At 72.1% G+C, this 17,967-nt stretch carries 16 protein-coding genes, 5 tRNA genes and 1 pseudogene; 7 read left to right on the top strand and 15 right to left on the bottom strand.

What is annotated here, in order from left to right; all coding sequences use genetic code 11:
• Positions 1-73: 73 nt before the first annotated feature.
• Both ACFVTF_RS32100 and ACFVTF_RS32095 read left to right on the top strand, forming a co-directional pair.
• Complete coding sequence (locus tag ACFVTF_RS32100; RefSeq protein WP_363375953.1) at positions 74-307, top strand: Lrp/AsnC ligand binding domain-containing protein; 234 nt, start codon at positions 74-76, stop codon at positions 305-307.
• Positions 308-327: 20 nt separating this feature from the next.
• On the top strand, positions 328-846 hold the full coding sequence (locus tag ACFVTF_RS32095; protein WP_387817697.1) for a DUF3515 domain-containing protein: 519 nt from the start codon (positions 328-330) through the stop codon (positions 844-846).
• 67 nt (positions 847-913) lie between these two features.
• Here the strand turns inward: ACFVTF_RS32095 and ACFVTF_RS32090 are convergent, their stop codons facing one another.
• The 3 genes from ACFVTF_RS32090 to ACFVTF_RS32080 form a co-directional block, all read right to left on the bottom strand.
• Positions 914-2,059, bottom strand: a complete 1,146-nt coding sequence (locus ACFVTF_RS32090; RefSeq protein ID WP_350882957.1) for a D-alanine--D-alanine ligase family protein — start codon at positions 2,057-2,059, stop codon at positions 914-916.
• Between the two features lie 140 nt (positions 2,060-2,199).
• Positions 2,200-3,183, bottom strand: a complete 984-nt coding sequence (locus ACFVTF_RS32085) for an NAD(P)H-dependent glycerol-3-phosphate dehydrogenase (RefSeq protein WP_079135606.1) — start codon at positions 3,181-3,183, stop codon at positions 2,200-2,202.
• Between the two features lie 14 nt (positions 3,184-3,197).
• Positions 3,198-4,022, bottom strand: a complete 825-nt coding sequence (locus ACFVTF_RS32080; protein ID WP_350882958.1) for a lysophospholipid acyltransferase family protein — start codon at positions 4,020-4,022, stop codon at positions 3,198-3,200.
• A gap of 232 nt (positions 4,023-4,254) precedes the next feature.
• Between ACFVTF_RS32080 and cofC the strand changes: the two genes are divergently transcribed.
• Together cofC and ACFVTF_RS32070 are read left to right on the top strand one after the other, a co-directional pair.
• On the top strand, positions 4,255-4,938 hold the full coding sequence (cofC, locus tag ACFVTF_RS32075) for a 2-phospho-L-lactate guanylyltransferase (protein WP_387817696.1): 684 nt from the start codon (positions 4,255-4,257) through the stop codon (positions 4,936-4,938).
• Positions 4,939-4,994: 56 nt separating this feature from the next.
• A complete protein-coding gene (locus ACFVTF_RS32070; RefSeq protein WP_387817695.1) occupies positions 4,995-5,216 on the top strand; it encodes a hypothetical protein in 222 nt (73 codons plus the stop codon).
• 204 nt (positions 5,217-5,420) lie between these two features.
• On the opposite strand, the gene ACFVTF_RS32065 is transcribed toward ACFVTF_RS32070, so the two are convergent.
• The 4 genes from ACFVTF_RS32065 to leuC all read right to left on the bottom strand — a co-directional run bounded on the left by ACFVTF_RS32065 (position 5,421) and on the right by leuC (position 8,835).
• Entirely contained in the window at positions 5,421-6,134 is a 714-nt protein-coding gene (locus ACFVTF_RS32065) for an HU family DNA-binding protein (RefSeq protein ID WP_350882962.1), read from the bottom strand.
• A gap of 133 nt (positions 6,135-6,267) precedes the next feature.
• Positions 6,268-6,615 (bottom strand): hypothetical protein, encoded by a 348-nt coding sequence (locus ACFVTF_RS32060; protein WP_371517045.1) that lies wholly within the window; start codon positions 6,613-6,615, stop codon positions 6,268-6,270.
• 181 nt (positions 6,616-6,796) lie between these two features.
• Positions 6,797-7,393 (bottom strand): 3-isopropylmalate dehydratase small subunit, encoded by a 597-nt coding sequence (gene leuD, locus ACFVTF_RS32055; RefSeq protein WP_363585716.1) that lies wholly within the window; start codon positions 7,391-7,393, stop codon positions 6,797-6,799.
• A gap of 5 nt (positions 7,394-7,398) precedes the next feature.
• Positions 7,399-8,835 (bottom strand): 3-isopropylmalate dehydratase large subunit, encoded by a 1,437-nt coding sequence (gene leuC, locus ACFVTF_RS32050; RefSeq protein ID WP_371517046.1) that lies wholly within the window; start codon positions 8,833-8,835, stop codon positions 7,399-7,401.
• A gap of 232 nt (positions 8,836-9,067) precedes the next feature.
• On the opposite strand from leuC, the gene ACFVTF_RS32045 reads away from it, so the two are divergent.
• A complete protein-coding gene (locus ACFVTF_RS32045) occupies positions 9,068-9,781 on the top strand; it encodes an IclR family transcriptional regulator (protein ID WP_063347714.1) in 714 nt (237 codons plus the stop codon).
• Between the two features lie 104 nt (positions 9,782-9,885).
• Here ACFVTF_RS32045 and ACFVTF_RS32040 read toward each other — a convergent pair.
• From ACFVTF_RS32040 to ACFVTF_RS32005, 8 genes are all read right to left on the bottom strand, one after another.
• Positions 9,886-9,960, bottom strand: a tRNA-Gln gene (locus ACFVTF_RS32040).
• A gap of 49 nt (positions 9,961-10,009) precedes the next feature.
• A tRNA-Glu gene (locus ACFVTF_RS32035) sits at positions 10,010-10,082 on the bottom strand.
• 26 nt (positions 10,083-10,108) lie between these two features.
• Positions 10,109-10,181 (bottom strand) — tRNA-Glu (locus ACFVTF_RS32030).
• A 27-nt stretch (positions 10,182-10,208) separates the two neighbouring features.
• Positions 10,209-10,281, bottom strand: a tRNA-Glu gene (locus ACFVTF_RS32025).
• A 37-nt stretch (positions 10,282-10,318) separates the two neighbouring features.
• A tRNA-Gln gene (locus tag ACFVTF_RS32020) sits at positions 10,319-10,390 on the bottom strand.
• Positions 10,391-10,628: 238 nt separating this feature from the next.
• Positions 10,629-12,152: a glutamate--tRNA ligase gene (gene gltX / locus ACFVTF_RS32015; RefSeq protein ID WP_371517047.1), complete on the bottom strand. Its 1,524-nt coding sequence runs from the start codon at positions 12,150-12,152 to the stop codon at positions 10,629-10,631.
• On the bottom strand, positions 12,145-12,945 hold the full coding sequence (locus ACFVTF_RS32010; RefSeq protein ID WP_063347716.1) for a fumarylacetoacetate hydrolase family protein: 801 nt from the start codon (positions 12,943-12,945) through the stop codon (positions 12,145-12,147). Before ACFVTF_RS32010 ends, gltX begins: the two co-directional genes overlap by 8 nt.
• 245 nt (positions 12,946-13,190) lie before the next feature.
• Positions 13,191-13,463: a hypothetical protein gene (locus tag ACFVTF_RS32005; RefSeq protein WP_387817694.1), complete on the bottom strand. Its 273-nt coding sequence runs from the start codon at positions 13,461-13,463 to the stop codon at positions 13,191-13,193.
• 590 nt (positions 13,464-14,053) lie between these two features.
• On the opposite strand from ACFVTF_RS32005, the gene ACFVTF_RS32000 reads away from it, so the two are divergent.
• Both ACFVTF_RS32000 and ACFVTF_RS31995 read left to right on the top strand, forming a co-directional pair.
• On the top strand, positions 14,054-17,866 hold the full coding sequence (locus tag ACFVTF_RS32000; RefSeq protein ID WP_387817693.1) for a nitrate- and nitrite sensing domain-containing protein: 3,813 nt from the start codon (positions 14,054-14,056) through the stop codon (positions 17,864-17,866).
• A gap of 10 nt (positions 17,867-17,876) precedes the next feature.
• A pseudogene (locus ACFVTF_RS31995) lies at positions 17,877-17,967 on the top strand (roadblock/LC7 domain-containing protein); the annotation flags it as partial.

Below are 17,967 nucleotides of genomic sequence, written 5' to 3'. Positions count from 1 at the left end.
AGCCCGTTCCCACCCCGACGACCGTCCGGGCGATCACGGCGGCGATCCCCGTAACCGGCCGCCGGAGGTCCCCGTGGTACAGGCATACATCCTGATCCAGACCGAGGTCGGCAAGGCCACCGCCGTGGCCCAGTCGATCTCCGAGATTCCCGGCGTCCTCCAGGCCGAGGACGTCACCGGCCCGTACGACGTCATCGTCCGGGCCGAGGCCGACACCGTGGACGACCTGGGCCGCCTGGTGGTGGCCAAGGTCCAACAGGTCGAGGGCATCACCCGCACCCTCACCTGTCCCGTGGTGCACCTGTAAGACCCGGCTACCATCGGCGGGTGGCCAGAGAACTCCGAATCCCCCGGGCGCTGACGGCACTGCCGGCGCCCGTCCGCTGGCTCGCCCTGCCGCTCGCCCTGACCTGCACGGTCGTCGTGCTGCTCGGCAGTTGGGGCTCCGCCGAGGAATCGGTGGCGGCCCCCCGACCGGGCGGCAAGGCGGCCGAGTACTGCCGCGCGCTGGCCGCGGCCCTGCCGCAGGAGCTGCTCGGCCACGCCCGCAAGGACCCGTCGCCCGCCTCGCCGTACGTGGCCGCGTGGGACACCAAACCCCGGACGGTGCTGCGCTGCGGGATCGACCGCCCGGAGGAGCTGAACGGCCCGCACGCCGCGGACATGTCGCCGACGGTCGACGACCTCACGTGGTGGTCGCAGAAGCTGGACGACGGCGGCTACCGCTTCGTCGCGACCATGCGTGCGGCGTACGTCGAGGTGACCTCCCCGGCCGGCGTCTACGCGAGCCCGCTGGACCCGGCCGCCGCCCTCACCGGCGCGGTGAAGGCCACCATCCCGGGCTGAGCCCGCGAGGGCGTCGAGGAGGGCGGGCCGGGAGCTTCCCGGCCCGCCCTCCGTCGTTCGCGTGCGGCTACCGCAGGCCGGTCGAGCGGCGCAGCGCCGCCTGGAGCAGCCGGTCGATCAGCTCCGGGTAGGACAGCCCGGTGGCCTCCCACATCTTCGGGTAGGCCGAGATCGGGGTGAAGCCGGGCATGGTGTTGATCTCGTTGACCATCCAGGTGCCGTCCTCCAGCAGGAAGAAGTCCACCCGGGCCAGGCCCTCGCAGCCGAGCGCGTCGAACGCGGCCACCGCCTGGCGGCGGATCTCGGCGGTCTGCTCGTCGTCGAGCTTCGCCGGGATCTGCACCTCGGACGAGTCGATGTACTTGGCCTCGAAGTCGTAGAAGTCGAAGCCGTCGCCGACCAGCACCTCGGCCGGGAGGCTGGCCTTCGGGCCGTCCTCGGTCTCCAGCACGCCGCACTCGATCTCGCGGCCGCTCACGCCGGCCTCGATGATCAGCTTGGGGTCGTGCCGGCGGGCCTCCTCGATCGCGGCGTCGAGGTCGGCGAGGTCCTTGACCTTGGTGATGCCCATGCTGGAGCCGGCCCGGCAGGGCTTCACGAACAGCGGCAGGCCGAGCTCGGCGGCCCGCTCGCGCACCGCGGCGCGGCCGGCCTCGCTCTCCCAGTCGCGCGGCCGCACGATGGTGTACCGGCCGACGCCCAGGCCGTGCGAGGCCAGGATCCGCTTGGTGAACTCCTTGTCCATGCCGACCGCGCTGGACAGCACGCCGTTGCCGACGTAGGGCACGCCGGACAGCTCCAGCAGGCCTTGCAGGGTGCCGTCCTCGCCCCAGGGGCCGTGCAGCAGCGGGAACACCACGTCGACCTCGCCGAGGGCCTTGGGGGTGCTTCCCGGCTCGCTCAGGACGACCTCCCGGTCGCCCGGGGCGATCGGCAGCGCGACCTGCCCGTCCACGGACTCGGCGACGCCCGGGACGTCCGGCATCCGGCCGTCGGTGATGGCCATCCGGGCGGGCTCGTCGCTGACCAGCGCCCAGCGGCCCTCGGGGGTGATCCCGATCGGGAGCACCTCGTACTTCTCGCGGTCGATCGCCTTGAGCACGCTGCCGGCGGTGACCACCGAGACGCCGTGCTCGGAGCTGCGTCCGCCGAAGACCAGCGCGACGCGCGGCTTCGCAGCGGACGGGTTCGGGGAGGACTGTTCGATGCTCATATCGGGTTTGAGACTACCGTGCGAAGGGTTTCCGGGGCGTCAGCCGCCCCGGCCCACCGCTCCTGACCGCCGCCCCGGCCCACCGCTCCTGACCGCCGCCCCCGACCGCCGCTCCGCCGTCAGCACCGCTCAGCGCCTGCTCAGCGCCGCTCGGCCTTCGCCGAACGGGACATCAGGGCCTGGAGCGCCTCCTGGGTGGGCCGCCCGTTGTGCACGACGTCCACCACCGCCTCGACGATCGGCATGTCGACGCCGTTGCGCCGGGCCAGGTCGAGCACCGACTCGCAGGACTTGACGCCCTCCGCGGTCTGCCGGGTCGCCGCGATGGTCTCCGCGAGCGACATGCCCCGGCCCAGGTTCATGCCGAAGGTGTTGTTGCGCGACAGCGGCGAGGAGCAGGTGGCGACCAGGTCGCCCATCCCGGCGAGCCCGGCGAAGGTGTGCGGGTCGGCGCCGAGCACCTCGCCGAGCCGGGTGGTCTCGGCCAGCCCGCGGGTGATCAGCGTCGCCTTGGTGTTGTCGCCGAGCCCCATGCCGGCCGCCATGCCGACCGCCAGGCCGATCACGTTCTTGACCGCGCCGCCGAGCTCGCAGCCCAGCACGTCGGTGTTGGTGTACGGGCGGAAGTACGGCGTGTGGCAGGCCGCCTGGAGCCGCTTGGCGACCGCCTCGTCCGCGCAGGCGACGACGCTGGCGGCGGGCTGCCGGTTGGCGATCTCCCGGGCCAGGTTGGGCCCGCTGACCACCGCGACGCGCTCCGGGCCGACCTTGGTGACCTCGTCGATCACCTCGCTCATCCGCTTGGCGGTGCCGAGTTCGATGCCCTTCATCAGGCTCACCAGCACGGTCTGCGGCTCGATCAGCGGCGTCCAGGCGGCCAGGTTGTCGCGCAGCGTCTGCGAGGGCACCACCAGGACGGCGAAGTCGGCGCCGGCCAGCGCCTCGGCGGCGTCGGTGGTGGCCCGGACGGAGCCCGGCAGCGGCACGCCCGGCAGGTAGTCCGGGTTCTCGTGCGTGGTGTTGATGGCGTCGACGAGTTCCTGGCGGCGGGCCCACAGGACGACGTCACTGCCCGCGTCGGCCAGCACCATCGCGAAGGCGGTGCCCCACGAGCCCGTCCCCATCACTGCGCAGCGGGTCACCGGCCGCCCTCCTCGTCGTCGTTGCCGCCCTTGGCGCGCCGGCGTTCGGCCGCGGCCGCGGCGGCGCGGTTGCGGGCCGCCTTGCGCATGTCGTAGCGCTCGGCCGGCGGCTCCTCGCCGCGGACGTCGGCCAGCACGGCGGTGATCGCCGTCATGATGTCCTCGGTGGCGTCGTTGAGCACCTGGGCGGTGAGCTCCTGGCCCCGGTACTTGCTGAGGTCCACCGCGGGCCCCGCCGCCACGGTGACCCGGTGGCGCGGGAAGAGGTTGAACTTGCCCTTCCCGAAGCCCGGACGGCCGTACGGCGGGATGATCTCGTGCGCTCCCCAGTGCGCGACCGGGATGACCGGCGCGCCGGTCATCAGCGCGACCCGGGCGACGCCGCTCTTGCCGGTCATCGGCCACAGGTCCGGGTCCCGGGTGAGCGTGCCCTCCGGGTAGAACTGCACGCACTGGCCGCCGTTGACGGCGTCGATAGCGGCCCGGAAAGCCTGCGCGGCATCGGTGGACTCGCGGAACACCGGAATCTGGCCGGTCTTGCGCAGCATGAATCCGATGAAGGGAATCGAGAACAGCGAGGACTTGCCGAGAATGCGCGGCGGACGGCCGCTGTTGTACTGCCAGTGCGCGTAGATCACCGGGTCGATGATCGAATTGTGGTTCACCGCGGCGATGAAGCCGCCTTCCTTCGGAAGGTGCTCCCAGCCCCGCCAGTCGGGCTTCACCAGCGCGGTCGTCACCGGCTTCACCAGCACGGCCGCGAAGCGGTACCAGATGCCGTAGTCGGCGTTGCCGAACTTGGCGTACGAGCGGCGGGCCACCCCAGGTCCTCCTCATCCGAAGCGGCACGTGGGGTGCCGCGGTCATAACCTCCCGGTGCCGCGCACCGGTACGGGACCGGTGCCCGGGTGACGGGCGCGGAACAGTCTCGCCCGGCTGCTCACCGGCTGTCGAGCGACCGCGCCAACCCGCCCGGCAGGCGTGATCAAACGCACGTCCGCACAGATCGGACGGCCTGGCGAGGGCTCCGGGACCGGCGTCACAATGACGCCGATGACCCAGGACACCGTACGCCCCAACGGGCCCGTCGCGCCCCCCGCACCCACCACCGACTGGTCGCTGGTGCTCCCGCTCAAGCCGCTCGCCCTCGCGAAGAGCCGACTGGCCCCGTACGCCGGGCCGCACCGGGCGGACCTCGCGCTGGCCTTCGCGCTCGACACCGCCACCGCCGCACTGGCCACCCCGGGCGTCGCCCGGGTCCTGGTGGTCACCCGGGACGCGGCGGCCGGCGCCCGGCTGGCGGCACTGGGCGCGGTGGTGGTCGCCGACGAACCCGGGGAGGGCCTCAACGAGGCGCTGGTGCACGGCGCGGCGGCCGCCCTGGCGCTCGCCCCGCGCTCGCCGCTGGCCGCCCTCTCGGCGGACCTGCCGGCCCTGCGCCCGGTCGAACTGGCCCAGGTGCTGGGCGCCGTGCCACCGGACGGCCGGGCCTTCCTGCCGGACTCCCCCGGCCTCGGCACCACACTGCTCGCCTGTACCCCCGGCCGCCCGCTCTCGCCCGCCTTCGGGGACGGCTCGCGGGCCCGGCACGCGGCCGGCGGAGCACTCGAACTTCGCCTGGCGGACGTGGAGTCGGTGCGCCGGGACGTCGACACCGGCGCGGACCTCGGCGAGGCCGCGGCGCTCGGCCTCGGCCCGTACACCGGCGCCCTGTTCGCCCGGCTGGCGCGGGCCTGACCGGCGCCCAGCGGGACGCCGCCCGGCCGACCGGGGCCGCTCGCTATGCTGCTGCCATGCAGGCCACCGCGTTCACCTTCGACCCCGCCACCCGGGCCGGCTCCGTGCTGCTCGACGACGGGACCCCGGTGCCGTTCGACGCGGCCGCCTTCGACGCCGGCGGCCTGCGGCTGCTGCGACCGGGCCAGCGGGTGCGGATCCGCACCGAGGGCGCCGGCGAGGCCCGCCGGGTGGTCTTCCTGACGCTGCAGACCTTCCCCGACCCGGCCGCGGGCTGACCGCCCCGCGCCGACCACCCGCCGCCGGTCCTCCCCCGCCGTCGGCGTGCCCGCCGCCGCGTTCCGTGCCTGGTCACCGTCGGTCGCGGAATCCTGACTAAGCGCCCGGAAATCGAAAGAGCCGCGGCGACCCGGTCTCCGCAATTCACGGAGGGGGGTGCCGCGGCTCTCTGCCGAAGGCCGTCCGAGGACCGCTGCGCGGGACTACTTGGCAGAGGTCTTGCGCGCGGTGGTCTTGCGGGTGGCGGTCTTCTTCGCCGGAGCCGTCTTCTTGGCCGTCGCGGTCGCCTTCTTGGCGGTCGCGGTGGTCTTCTTGGCGGCGGCGGTGGTGGTCGCCTTCTTGGCGGCGGCGGCCGTCTTCTTGGTCGCGGTCGCGGTGGTCTTCTTCGCGGCGGCGGTGGTGGTCGCCTTCTTGGTGGCGGTCGCCTTCTTCGCGGCGGCGGTGGTGGTCGCCTTCTTGGCCGCGGCCGTGGTCGCCGTCTTCTTGGCGGCGGCCTTCTTGGCCGGAGCGGCGGCGGCGGCCGTGGCGGCACGCTTGGTGGCGGCGCGCTTGGCGGCCGGGGTGGCGGCGACGCCGCTCTTGCCCGGGGTGAGGGAGCCCTTGGGGGCCTTCTTCACCGAGGGGCCTTCCTTCGGCAGCTTCTTGCTGCCGCTGACCAGGTCCTTGAAGCCCTGGCCGGGACGGAAGCGGGGCACCGAGGTCTTCTTGACCTTGACCTTCTCGCCGGTCTGCGGGTTGCGGGCGAAGCGCGCGGAGCGCTCCACCTTCTCGAAGGTGCCGAAACCAGTGACCGAAACCCGGTCACCGGCCACAACGGCACGGACCATGGTGTCGAGCACTGCGTCGACGGCCTCTGCGGCAGCCTTGCGACCGCCCAGCTGCTCGGCCACCGCTTCGACAAGCTGAGCCTTGTTCACGTCTTCCCCTTCGGAAACGGGCGCCGGATGATTCCATCCGTTCTTTTCGCACGTTAGGTATGTATCTGCGGACTTTCAATTACCAAACGCGCGAATCACCCTAGTGTCGCAATGGATTTGCGCGTCGGCGACCTCAGGCGACGGGCGGGCGCCCCTCGTCGAGGTCATGTACAAAGCGACTCAACCGCCTTGCCGCCTCCGGAAGATCGCGCTTGGCGGTCTCGGTGACGATGAGGAGTTGACGGGAGAGAGCGGTCTTTGCATCGGCAGACACGTTCAGCGCATGCACGCGGGCGTGAGCTTGCTTCAACCGCTCGGCCACAAGCGCGTAGAGCGCTGCGACTTCCTGGTCGTCCGGCCCCTCAGCTGGTGCGGAGGCGACGTCCGGCCGATCGTCAATTCGGCGTTCGGATCCCCGGCCCACGGACTCCGGAGCCGCGGGTTCGCCGCCCGCGTACGGAGGTTCATGGTGCCGGTGCATGTACTGATTGTGCCATCTACCCGCAGTTGTACTTGCGCGGGGCCCTCTCCGGCAAAGCCAAATGGGCAATCCGGGGTGGGCCGCGGCGCTAACTCGTGCTCCGGAACGGCGGATGGCCCGCCCCCCCGAAGGGGAGGCGGGCCATCCGGTGGATCGCCAGAATGCTTGTTCTGAGGGGATCTCAGGCAACCGGCAGAGTACGGGGCTTGAAGGTCGGACGGGTCGCTTCGAAGGCCGCGATGTCGGCCTCGTTCCGCAGGGTGATGCTGATGTCGTCCAGCCCGTTGAGCAGCCGCCACCGGACGTTGTCGTCCAGTTCGAAAGACGCGGTGACGCCCTCGGCCCGGACTTCGCGGGCTTCCAGATCAACGGTGATCTCGGCCGAAGGGTTACTCTCGGTGAGCGCCCAGAGCTGTTCCACGGTCTCTTGCGGCAGGACGACCGTCAGCAGCCCGTTCTTCAGGGAATTCCCACGGAAGATGTCCGCGAAGCGCGACGAGATGACCGCGTGGAAGCCGTAGTTCTGCAGCGCCCAGACGGCGTGCTCGCGGGAGGAGCCGGTGCCGAACTCCGGGCCGGCCACCAGGACCGTGGCACCCTGCCGCTCGGGCTGGTTGAGGATGAACGACTCGTCCTTGCGCCAGGCCTCGAAAAGGCCGCCCTCGAAACCGGAACGGGTGACCTTCTTGAGCCAGTGGGCCGGGATGATCTGGTCGGTGTCCACGTTCGAGCGCCGCAGCGGAACGGCCCGGCCGGTGTGGGTGGTGAACTTCTCCATGGTTCTCAGGCCTCCACAGCCACGTTGGTGTCCGCCAGGTCGGAGGGCAGATCGGACGGTGCGGCCAGACGGCCCAGGACGGCGGTCGCGGCGGCGACCTGCGGGGACACCAGGTGGGTCCGGCCACCCTTGCCCTGCCGGCCCTCGAAGTTGCGGTTCGAGGTGGAGGCGCAGCGCTCCCCGGGGGCGAGCTGGTCGGGGTTCATGCCCAGGCACATCGAGCAGCCCGCGTGGCGCCACTCGGCGCCGGCCGCGGTGAACACCTTGTCCAGGCCCTCCTCCACGGCCTGCAGGGCGACCCGGACGGAGCCGGGGACGACCAGCATCCGTACGCCGTCGGCGATCCGGCGGCCCTCCACGACGGCGGCGGCCGCGCGCAGGTCCTCGATCCGGCCGTTGGTGCAGGAGCCGACGAAGACGGCGTCGACGGTGACCTCGCGCAGCGGGGTGCCGGCCTCCAGGCCCATGTAGGCGAGGGCGTTCTCGGCGGCCGCGCGCTCCTGCGGGTCGGCGAAGGAGGCCGGGTCCGGCACGTCGGAGCCCAGCGGGGCGCCCTGGCCGGGGTTGGTGCCCCAGGTGACGAACGGGGTCAGCGCGGTCGCGTCGATGAAGATCTCGTGGTCGAAGACCGCGTCCTCGTCGGTGCCCAGGGTCGACCAGTACGCGACGGCGGCGTCCCAGTCCTCGCCCTGCGGGGCGTGCGGACGGCCCTTGAGGTAGTCGAAGGTGGTCTCGTCCGGGGCGATCATGCCCGCCCGGGCGCCGGCCTCGATGGACATGTTGCAGATGGTCATCCGGGCCTCCATGGACAGGCCCCGGATCGCCGAACCGCGGTACTCCAGGACGTAGCCCTGGCCGCCGCCGGTGCCGATCTTGGTGATCACGGCCAGGATCAGGTCCTTGGCGGTGACGCCCTCGGGCAGCTCGCCCTCGACCGTGACGGCCATGGTCCGGAACGGCGCCAGCGGCAGCGTCTGGGTGGCCAGCACGTGCTCGACCTGGCTGGTGCCGATGCCGAACGCCAGTGCGCCGAAGGCGCCGTGGGTCGAGGTGTGGGAGTCGCCGCAGACCACGGTCATGCCGGGCTGGGTCAGGCCCAGCTGCGGGCCGACCACGTGCACGACGCCCTGCTCGATGTCGCCGAGCGAGTGGATCCGGACGCCGAACTCGGCGGCGTTGCGGCGCAGCGTCTCCAACTGCACCTTGGACACCGGGTCGGCGATCGGCTTGTCGATGTCCACGGTGGGGGTGTTGTGGTCCTCGGTGGCGATCGTCAGATCGGTGCGGCGGACCGTCCGGCCGGCCAGCCGCAGCCCGTCGAAGGCCTGCGGGCTGGTCACCTCGTGGAGCAGGTGGAGGTCGATGAAGAGCAGGTCGGGCTCTCCCTCCGCGCGCCGCACGACGTGGTCGTCCCAGACCTTCTCTGCGAGTGTCCGTCCCATCGGATTCCCTCCAGCCGGCCGCGTTGCCGGCCTTCTCGTGTCGTCGAGGTCGGAGCTCCCGCCGCCCTGGGGCGGGCGCGTTCGCGCGACCTGCACGCCGGATCGCTGTCCACGATGCGGACACTCTGGTGAGGTCGCATCCTGGATGTCTCCCGGGCTGCTGCATCCAGAGTGGCGCTTTTCCCGGAAGATTGAACTTGCGTCTCGCGGACTGAGACTGCAGTCTTAGCGCATGGACAACTCTAGCGGCGTCGGCGTTCTCGACAAGGCCGCTCTGGTGCTGAGCGCACTGGAGTCGGGCCCCGCCACGTTGGCGGGGCTGGTCGCCGCCACCGGTCTGGCGCGCCCCACGGCCCACCGGCTCGCCGTCGCACTCGAACACCACCGTCTGGTCACCAGGGACATGCAGGGGCGATTCATCCTCGGCCCCCGTCTCTCCGAACTCTCCGCCGCGGCGGGCGAGGACCGGCTGCTCGCCACCGCGGGCCCGGTCCTGACCCACCTGCGCGACGTCACCGGCGAGAGCGCACAGCTCTACCGCCGCCAGGGCGAGATGCGGATCTGCGTAGCCGCCGCCGAGCGGCTCTCCGGTCTGCGGGACACCGTCCCGGTCGGCAGCACCCTGCCGATGAAGGCCGGCTCGGCGGCCCAGGTCCTACTGGCCTGGGAGGAGCCCGAGCGGCTCCACCGAGGCCTGCAGGGCGCCCGTTTCACCGCCACCGCGCTCAGCGGCGTCCGCCGCCGCGGCTGGGCCCAGTCGATCGGCGAGCGCGAGCCGGGCGTCGCGTCCGTCTCCGCTCCCGTGCGCGGCCCCTCCAACCGCGTGGTGGCCTCCGTCTCCGTCTCCGGCCCGATCGAGCGGCTGACCCGCCACCCGGGCCGCCTGCACGCCCAGGCCATCATCGAGGCCGCGAACCGGCTCACCGAGGCACTCCGCCGCGGCTGACCGCCGCCATCCGGAAAGGGCCCCGCGCAGCACCACCGCGCGGGGCCCTTCGGAATGCTCCGGGAATGCAAAAAAAGACCCCGGAAACCGGGGCCTTGAATTTCTGGCTGGGGTACCAGGACTCGAACCTAGACTAAATGAACCAGAATCACTCGTGCTGCCAATTACACCATACCCCAACACAAAGCAAGCGCCGGTGGGATAACCCACCGGCTTCATGCTCTGGAGTACCCCCGACCGGATTCGAACCGGCGCTACTGCCGTGAGAGGGCAGCGTGCTAGGCCGCTACACAACGGGGGCTTCCTGGCGATCCCTTGCGGGATCAGTACCCCCGACCGGATTCGAACCGGCGCTACTGCCGTGAGAGGGCAGCGTGCTAGGCCGCTACACAACGGGGGCTTTCCAGGTGATCCCTTGCGGGATCAGTACCCCCGACCGGATTCGAACCGGCGCTACTGCCGTGAGAGGGCAGCGTGCTAGGCCGCTACACAACGGGGGCTTGTTCTTCACTTGTACTGCTGGACTTGCGTACTGCGCTGGGGTACCAGGACTCGAACCTAGACTAAATGAACCAGAATCACTCGTGCTGCCAATTACACCATACCCCACCAGAGTTGAACCCCTGTCGGGGCCTTCTCAGGCGTTGCGCCTCTCGTTCGGGACCGGGCGGAGGGTTTCGCTCCCTCGTCCGTTCCCTCCCGGGCGGCGCAGAAAGAACATTACCCGACGCCGGCCCCGGCTCCAAAATCGATAACCCCAGGCAGCGGCCGGGCGACCTGGCGGTGACGTCCGGGCGCGCCGCGGGCCCGGCACGAGGCCGGGCCCGCAGTCCGCTCAGCGGCCCGTTCAGGCGGCCGGCAGGGCCTCCAGGGCGGAGTTCAGCCGGCGCAGCGTCTCGGGGCGCCCGAGCAGCTCCATCGACTCGAACAGCGGCGGCGAGACCCGGCGGCCGGTGACGGCCACCCGCAGCGGCGTGAACGCGAACTTGGGCTTGATGCCAAGACCGTCCACCAGCGCCTCGCGCAGCGCGGCCTGGATCGGCTCCGGGCTGAAGTCCGCGAGCGCCTCCAGCGCCTTGACGCTGGCCTCCAGCACCGGGCGGGAGTCGGCGGTCAGCGCCTTGGCGGCGTCGTCCGGGTCGACGGTGAAGTCGGCCGGGTCGACGAACAGGAAGCCGGCCATGTTCACGATCTCGCTCAGCACGACCATCCGCTCCTGGGTGAGCGGCGCGATCTTCGCGAGCAGGTCCAGCTGCTCGGCGGTCGGCTCGGCCGGCAGCAGCCCGGGGGCCTGGAGGTACGGCACCAGGCGGCGGACGAAGTCCTCCGGGGCCAGCTTGCGGACGTGCTCGGCGTTGATCGCCTCGCACTTCTTCAGGTCGAAGCGGGCCGGGTTGGCGTTCACCTTCGCGATGTCGAAGGCGGCGACCATCTCGTCGATGCCGAACAGGTCGCGGTCGTCGGCCAGCGACCAGCCCAGCAGGGACAGGTAGTTGAGCAGGCCCTCGGGGATGAAGCCGCGCTCGCGGTACAGGTTGAGCGAGGCCTGCGGGTCGCGCTTGGAGAGCTTCTTGTTGCCCTCGCCCATCACGTACGGCAGGTGGCCGAAGCGCGGGGTGGTGCCGTCGCCGACGCCGATCTCGGCGAGCGCGGCGTACAGCGCGATCTGCCGCGGGGTGGAGGAGAGCAGGTCCTCGCCGCGCAGCACGTGGGTGATGCCCATCAGGGCGTCGTCCACCGGGTTGACCAGGGTGTACAGCGGGGCGCCGTTGGCCCGGACGATGCCGTAGTCCGGCACGTTCTCCGGCTCGAAGGTGAGCGTGCCGCGCACCAGGTCGTCGAAGCTGAGGGTGCGGTCGGGCATCCGGAAGCGCAGGATCGGCTCGCGCTTCTCCAGCTTGTAGACGGCGACCTGCTCGTCCGTCAGCTCGCGGCAGTGGCCGTCGTAGCCGGAGGGCTTGCCGGCCGCGCGGGCGGCCTCGCGGCGGGCGTCCAGCTCCTCGGTGCTGCAGTAGCAGTGGTAGGCGTGGCCGGCCTCGTGCAGGCGGCGGGCGACGTCGGCGTAGATGTCCATCCGCTGGGACTGGCGGTACGGCTCGTGCGGGCCGCCGACCTCCGGGCCCTCGTCCCAGTCGAAGCCGAGCCAGCGCATCGCGTCGAGCAGCTGGTCGTACGACTCCTCGGAGTCGCGGGCCGAGTCGGTGTCCTCGATCCGGAAGACCAGCGTGCCGCCGTTGTGGCGGGCGTAGGCCCAGTTGAAGAGGGCCGTGCGGACCAGGCCCACGTGCGGGTTCCCGGTCGGGGACGGACAGAAACGAACCCGGACGGCCGGGTTGCCCGCGGCGGAGCCGCTGAGCTTTTCACTAGCCACGCTTGATCACCTTGTTGGTGAGAGTGCCGATGCCTTCGATGGAGACGGCGACCTCGTCGCCGACGTTGAGCGGGCCCACCCCTGCGGGCGTGCCGGTGAGGATGACGTCGCCGGGCAGCAGCGTCATGGCCTCGGAGATGTGGACGATCAGCTCGGCGACCGAGCGGACCATCTGGGAGGTGCGGCCGGCCTGCCGGAGCTCGCCGTTGACCGTGCAGGTGACGGCGAGGTCGGCCGGGTCCAGGTCGGTCTCGATCCACGGGCCCAGCGGGCAGGAGGTGTCGAAGCCCTTGGCCCGGGCCCACTGGCCCTCGCGCTTCTGCACGTCCCGGGCGGTGACGTCGTTGGCGCAGGTGTAGCCGAGGATCACCTCGGGCACCCGGTCCAGCGGCACCTCGCGGCACATCCGGCCGATCACCACGGCGAGTTCGGCCTCGTGCTGGACGTCCGAGGAGAACGGCGGGTACGCGATGTTCTCGGTCGGGCCGATCACCGAGGTGGACGGCTTGAAGAAGGTGAGCGGCACGTCCGGGACGTCGTTGCCCAGCTCGGCGGCGTGCGCCGCGAAGTTGCGGCCGACCGCCACGATCTTGTTGGGGAGCATCGGGCTGAGCAGCCGGACGTCCTGGAAGCGGTAACTCTCGCCGGTCGGCTGGGGCTGGCCGAACGGGTGGCCGGCCAGCGCGTGGACGACCAGCGAGTCGGGCTGGGAAGGGTCGCCCTCCACCACGCCGAAGGAGACGCTGCCGGCGGCAGGGCTCCCTTCCCGGACGGAAAACCTGGCAATGCGCACGGCTGGGATACCCCTCGCTTCGTCGACCGCCCGGGGCGCGCCCGGGCGCTGGTGGGCGCCTCGCCCACGGTGGGCGCGGCCCCGTCAATCGTCGTCCAGGCTATCGCGTGGGGCCCCGGCTGACCGCTTTGCCCCTGTTCAGCGCGGTTGGGCCGCGAGCCCCGGCAACCGCCCGGGAACGCCGCAGGGCGCCGCGGCCGCCCTCGGTGGCGCGGCCGCGACGCCCTGTCGGAGCGGGGGTCGGGTCAGTCCTGCACGACGACGGGCACCGGGGCGACCATCAGCTGGGTGCGGCGCGGGTTGGCGGTGCTGGCCGGCAGCTCGGTGCCGTAGGTGACGGCCTCCTCGGGCTTGCGGGCACCCGGGATCGCGCTGAAGTCCGCGACCGAGGCCAGCGTCGTCCGGCGCGGGTTCGCCGTGGAGCGGCAGGGCAGCGTGGACTTGGTGGCGGCCTTCTTCGCCTGGGACATCGAGAGCACCTCGTGGTCGCGGCCGGGCGGATCGCGGCGGATCGTCACCGACCTGAGTGATTCCGAATGATTCGGAGGGGTTCTGGGCAGGCTGATCGGGGCCGTGCTCCGGAGACAGCCAGGTTACGAGATCTCATTCCACAGGGACCGTGACCAAAGCTACACATTAGACTGTGATTTTGCTCACAAATTCATGAGCGAATTGCAGATATCCGACATATCGCCGCAACGGGATTTTCCGGCATATCTCCGATAACGGTCATTCCGGAAGGTCTGTGACTCTTCTCGATCTCGGGCCGGGTTGGCATGTATCCGGCGAGTGTCCGAAAAATGCGGTATTCCGGTCCTGTTACGGCACAGTCAGTGAAGTCACGCACGCGTTCGGTAGCGCCGCGCGGCGTGTCCTGGCGGCCCTTGTTGGGATTCCCCGGCTGTGCTGGAATGCCACGGACCGTGGGTAGGGAGAAGTCCACCCCGGCGACGCGCTCACCCGGACCAGCCGGGGAGCGGAAGGAAACTCGACACCGTCCGGTCCGCGGCGACGCGGCGGGACGCCCGGTCCAGAGGTTGCGACGCCAGTGCAGGGACGTTTCAAAAGGGGTAGCGGCGCCGCGGGTAACCCGGAGTCGCACGAGCCCGTGGCAGCCCCCCAGCAGGCGGCGGCCCCCGGCGGCCCGCCCGAGCCGGTGATCCCCGAGGCCCCCGGCCACGCGGAGGACGACGGCCAGGAACGGAAGTCCACCCGGGACAAGCTCCGGACCACCCTGACCAGGCGGCGGGCCACCGGTCTGAGCCGGCTCGCGATGCGCAACTGGCGCATCCGGACCCGACTGATCGCCCTGCTCGCCCTGCCCGTCCTGGTCTCCCTGGTCCTCGGTGGCCTGCGGATCCAGGCCTCGATGCAGAACTCGCAGCAGCTCTCCCAGATGGCCAACCTGTCCGACCTGGCCAAGAAGGCGACCAACCTCGCGGACGCCCTGCAGACCGAGCGCGACATCAGCGCCGGCTACATCACCGCGCGCCCCAACGACCCGCTCGACGACGACATCGTCACCGCCCGCAGGGCCACCGACGACCTGAGCCGCACCTTCACCGCGTCCTCGGACAAGTTCGAGAACCTCGAACTCTCGGGCGGGAAGGCGCTGCTGTTCCAGATCCGCAGGGACCTGAACTCGATCTCGGACGCGCGCAACACGCCGTACCAGAACAACCAGAACATCCAGTCGACGATCACCGCCTACGACGTGATCATCCGCGACCTGCTGGCCATCACCCAGGACATCGCGCTCGCGTCGAACAACAAGGACCTGCTCGTCGCGACCCGCTCGCTGCAGCAGTTCTCGCTGGCCAAGAACGCCACCTCGCAGCAGCGCGCCCTGATCGGCGCCGCACTCGCCAACCCCAAGGGCCCCGACCTCAGCCCCAGCGACGAGTCCTTCGGCATCCGCCTGCGCACCTCGTACGACAACTCGCTCACCAGCTTCAACAACATCTACACCGCGCACGACCTGGACAACCTGCGCGGCCAGCTCAGCTACAACTCGGTGATCGCCGACGCCGACCGGTACGCGCGCTCGATCCTCCAGCCGAGCGGCATCCACCAGACCGACCCGGTGACCTACAAGGACTGGTACGAGAAGGCCAGCGCCAAGATCACCGCCGAGCGCCGGATCGAGTCCAAGCTCATCGAGGACCTCGACGGCAAGGCCCAGGACCTCCAGTCCCAGGCCGACACCGAGGCCATCATCATCGGTGCCGCCATCGCCCTGGTGCTGCTCGTCGCCCTCGGTGGCGCCGGTCTGATCGCCCGCTCGATGGTGCGCTCGCTGACCCGTCTGCAGGCCGCGGCCGAGGACGTCGCCGAGCGCCGCCTGCCCGAGCTGGTCAAGACCCTCTCCGAGAGCGACCCGCACGACGTCGACACGACGGTCGAACCGGTGGCCGTCGACTCCACCGACGAGATCGGCCACGTGGCGCACGCCTTCGACATGGTGCACAGCGAGGCCGTCCGCCTCGCCGCCGAGCAGGCCCTCCTGCGCGGCAACATCAACGCGATGTTCACCAACCTCTCGCGCCGCAGCCAGGGCCTCATCCAGCGCCAGCTGTCGCTCATCTCCGAACTGGAGAGCCGCGAGGCCGACCCGGACCAGCTGGCCAACCTCTTCAAGCTGGACCACCTCGCGACCCGCATGCGCCGCAACGGCGAGAACCTCCTCGTCCTCGCCGGTGAGGACCCGGGCCGCCGCTGGACCAGGCCCGTCCCGCTGGTCGACGTGCTCCGCGCCGCCGCCTCCGAGGTGGAGCAGTACGAGCGCATCGAACTCGCCGCCGTGCCGTCGGCCGAGGTCGCCGGCCGCGTCGTCAACGACCTCGTCCACCTGCTCGCCGAGCTGCTGGAGAACGCCACCTCGTTCTCCAGCCCGCAGACCCGCGTCCGGGTCACCGGCCACGCGCTGCCCGACGGCCGCGTCCTGGTCGAGATCCACGACACCGGCATCGGCCTGAGCCCCGACGACCTCGCCGAGATCAACGAGCGCCTCGCCAACCCGCCGACGGTGGACGTCTCGGTCTCCCGCCGCATGGGCCTCTTCGTGGTCGGCCGCCTGTCCCTGCGACACGGCATCCGCATCCAGCTGCGCCCCAGCGACTCCGGCGGCACCACCGCGCTGGTCATGCTCCCGGTGGACGTCACCAACTCCGCCGACCGCCGCGGCCCGGCCCGGCCCGGCCCCGCCCAGGCCAAGCAGCAGCGCGGGGTCGCCCCGACGCCGCGCCAGCAGCGCCAGGTGCCGCCCGGCCAGGGCGGCCCGGCCGCGCTCGGCCAGGGCCCGGCCGGCGGTGCCCCGCAGGGCGGCCGCCCGCAGCTCGGCCAGGGCGGCCCGACCGGCCCCGGTGCTCCGGCCGGACCGAACGCTCCGGGCGCTCCGGGTGCCCCTGCCGCGCCCGGCGGCCGGGCCGGCGGCCTGCCGACCCGCCAGGTCGGCAAGTCGCTGCGCGAGAACCCCGTCCAGCCGGGCCAGCAGCCCCAGGGACCCCAGGGACCGGGCCGACAGGCCCCCCAGCCCCAGGGCCAGAAGCCGGCCCAGCAGGCCCCGCAGTCCCCGCAGTCCCCGCAGCCCCAGCAGTCGCCGCAGGGCGGCCTGCCGCAGCGCGCCCCGAACCGGCCGGGCCCGGCGCAGGGCGGCCTCGGTGGCCTGCCCCGCCGCGGCCAGCAGCAGCCCGACCAGGGCCGCCCCGGTCAGCAGCAGCCCGCTCAGGGCCGCCCCGGCCAGGAACGGCCGCGCCCGGGTGGCGAGTTCGACGGCGGTCCGGGCCCCCGGACCGGCGAGCAGCCGCAGCACGGTCGGCCGGGCCGGCCGGGTGGCGCTCCGCAGCAGCAGGGCGGCGCCCGCCCGGGCAACCGCCCGCAGGAGGGCCTGCCGCAGCGCCGGCCGGCCCCGCAGGGCCAGGGCGGCCCCGGTCAGGGCGGCCCGCAGGGCCAGCCCGGTCCGCAGGGCCAGCGCCGTCCGCAGCGCCCCGGCCCGGACGCGCCGCAGCGCGACCGCCAGCCGCAACTGCCGCCGCAGCAGCAGGCCCAGCCGCTGCCGTCGGCCGAGCCGGCGCCGATGGAGAGCACCCAGCAGTTCGCCCGGCCGCGCTTCGAGGCCAGCCAGATCGACCCGCGTGACCCGCTGGGCCTCGGTCTGGTGGAGCCGGTGCTGCCGAGCGTGCCGAACCCGGCGCGTCCGGAGCCGGTCCGTCAGGAGCAGGCCCGGCCCGAGCCGGTGCGCCAGGAGCAGGCCCGGCCGGAGCCGATGGCGCTGCCGACCGGCCCGTCCGGGGGTGCGGCCGAGCAGCCGTGGTACCCGCAGGAGGGCGGGCAGGAGACCCGGCCGCGGACGTACCAGCCGCGCCGGCCCGGCACTTCGGCGCCGGAGTTCCAGCCGTCCGACCCGCAGGGCCGACAGGGCCGACCGGCCCAGGCCCCGCAGCCCCAGGCTCCGCAGCAGGCCGCGCAGGCTCAGGCCCCCCAGGCCCCTCAGCCCCAGGCCCCCCAGCAGGGTCAGCAGCAGCCGCAGCAGCAGCCGCAGCAGGGCCAGCAGCCGCAGCCCGGCACCGGGGACGCCCCGTGGCGCCCGTCCGCGAACGACGAGCGCTGGCGCCGTGCCGAGCAGGTCCGCGAGCCCTCGACCAACGGCGTCACGATGTCCGGTCTCCCCCGGCGGACCCCGCAGGCCAACCTGGTCTCCGGCACCGCCGAGGCCTCGCCGCTGACCGGTCCGCAGGTCTCCCGGGCCCCCGAGGAGGTCCGCGGCCGGCTGACCAACCTGCGCCGCGGCATCCAGCAGGGCCGCCGGGCCGGAGCCGAACAGGCCAACCAGCCGGGCTCCCAGCATGGTGCCCAGCAGCCCGGATTCGATAGTTTCGGTGGCCGGACCGACGGCAACGGCGCAGATCACCAGGAGCGTTGAGTTGAATCAGATGAGCCAGGCCGCACAGAACCTGAACTGGCTGATCACCAATTTCGTGGACAACACCCCCGGGGTGTCCCACACCGTGGTGGTCTCCGCCG

Origin of the sequence: Kitasatospora sp. NPDC057940 (genome assembly GCF_042887425.1) — a bacterium.
Taxonomy (GTDB): Bacteria; Actinomycetota; Actinomycetes; order Streptomycetales; family Streptomycetaceae; genus Kitasatospora.
The sequence above is the reverse complement of the archived record's forward strand: the minus strand, read 5'-3'. Positions and strand labels throughout refer to the sequence as shown.

Coding starts and splice junctions, on each gene's coding strand:
- ACFVTF_RS32090 (WP_350882957.1), bottom strand. CDS start 2,059: ATGAGCATCGAACAGTCCTCCCCGAACCCGTCCGCTGCGAAGCCGCGC.
- ACFVTF_RS32085 (WP_079135606.1), bottom strand. CDS start 3,183: ATGGGGACGGGCTCGTGGGGCACCGCCTTCGCGATGGTGCTGGCCGAC.
- cofC (WP_387817696.1), top strand. CDS start 4,255: ATGACCCAGGACACCGTACGCCCCAACGGGCCCGTCGCGCCCCCCGCA.
- ACFVTF_RS32070 (WP_387817695.1), top strand. CDS start 4,995: ATGCAGGCCACCGCGTTCACCTTCGACCCCGCCACCCGGGCCGGCTCC.
- ACFVTF_RS32060 (WP_371517045.1), bottom strand. CDS start 6,615: ATGCACCGGCACCATGAACCTCCGTACGCGGGCGGCGAACCCGCGGCT.
- leuD (WP_363585716.1), bottom strand. CDS start 7,393: ATGGAGAAGTTCACCACCCACACCGGCCGGGCCGTTCCGCTGCGGCGC.
- leuC (WP_371517046.1), bottom strand. CDS start 8,835: ATGGGACGGACACTCGCAGAGAAGGTCTGGGACGACCACGTCGTGCGG.
- ACFVTF_RS32045 (WP_063347714.1), top strand. CDS start 9,068: ATGGACAACTCTAGCGGCGTCGGCGTTCTCGACAAGGCCGCTCTGGTG.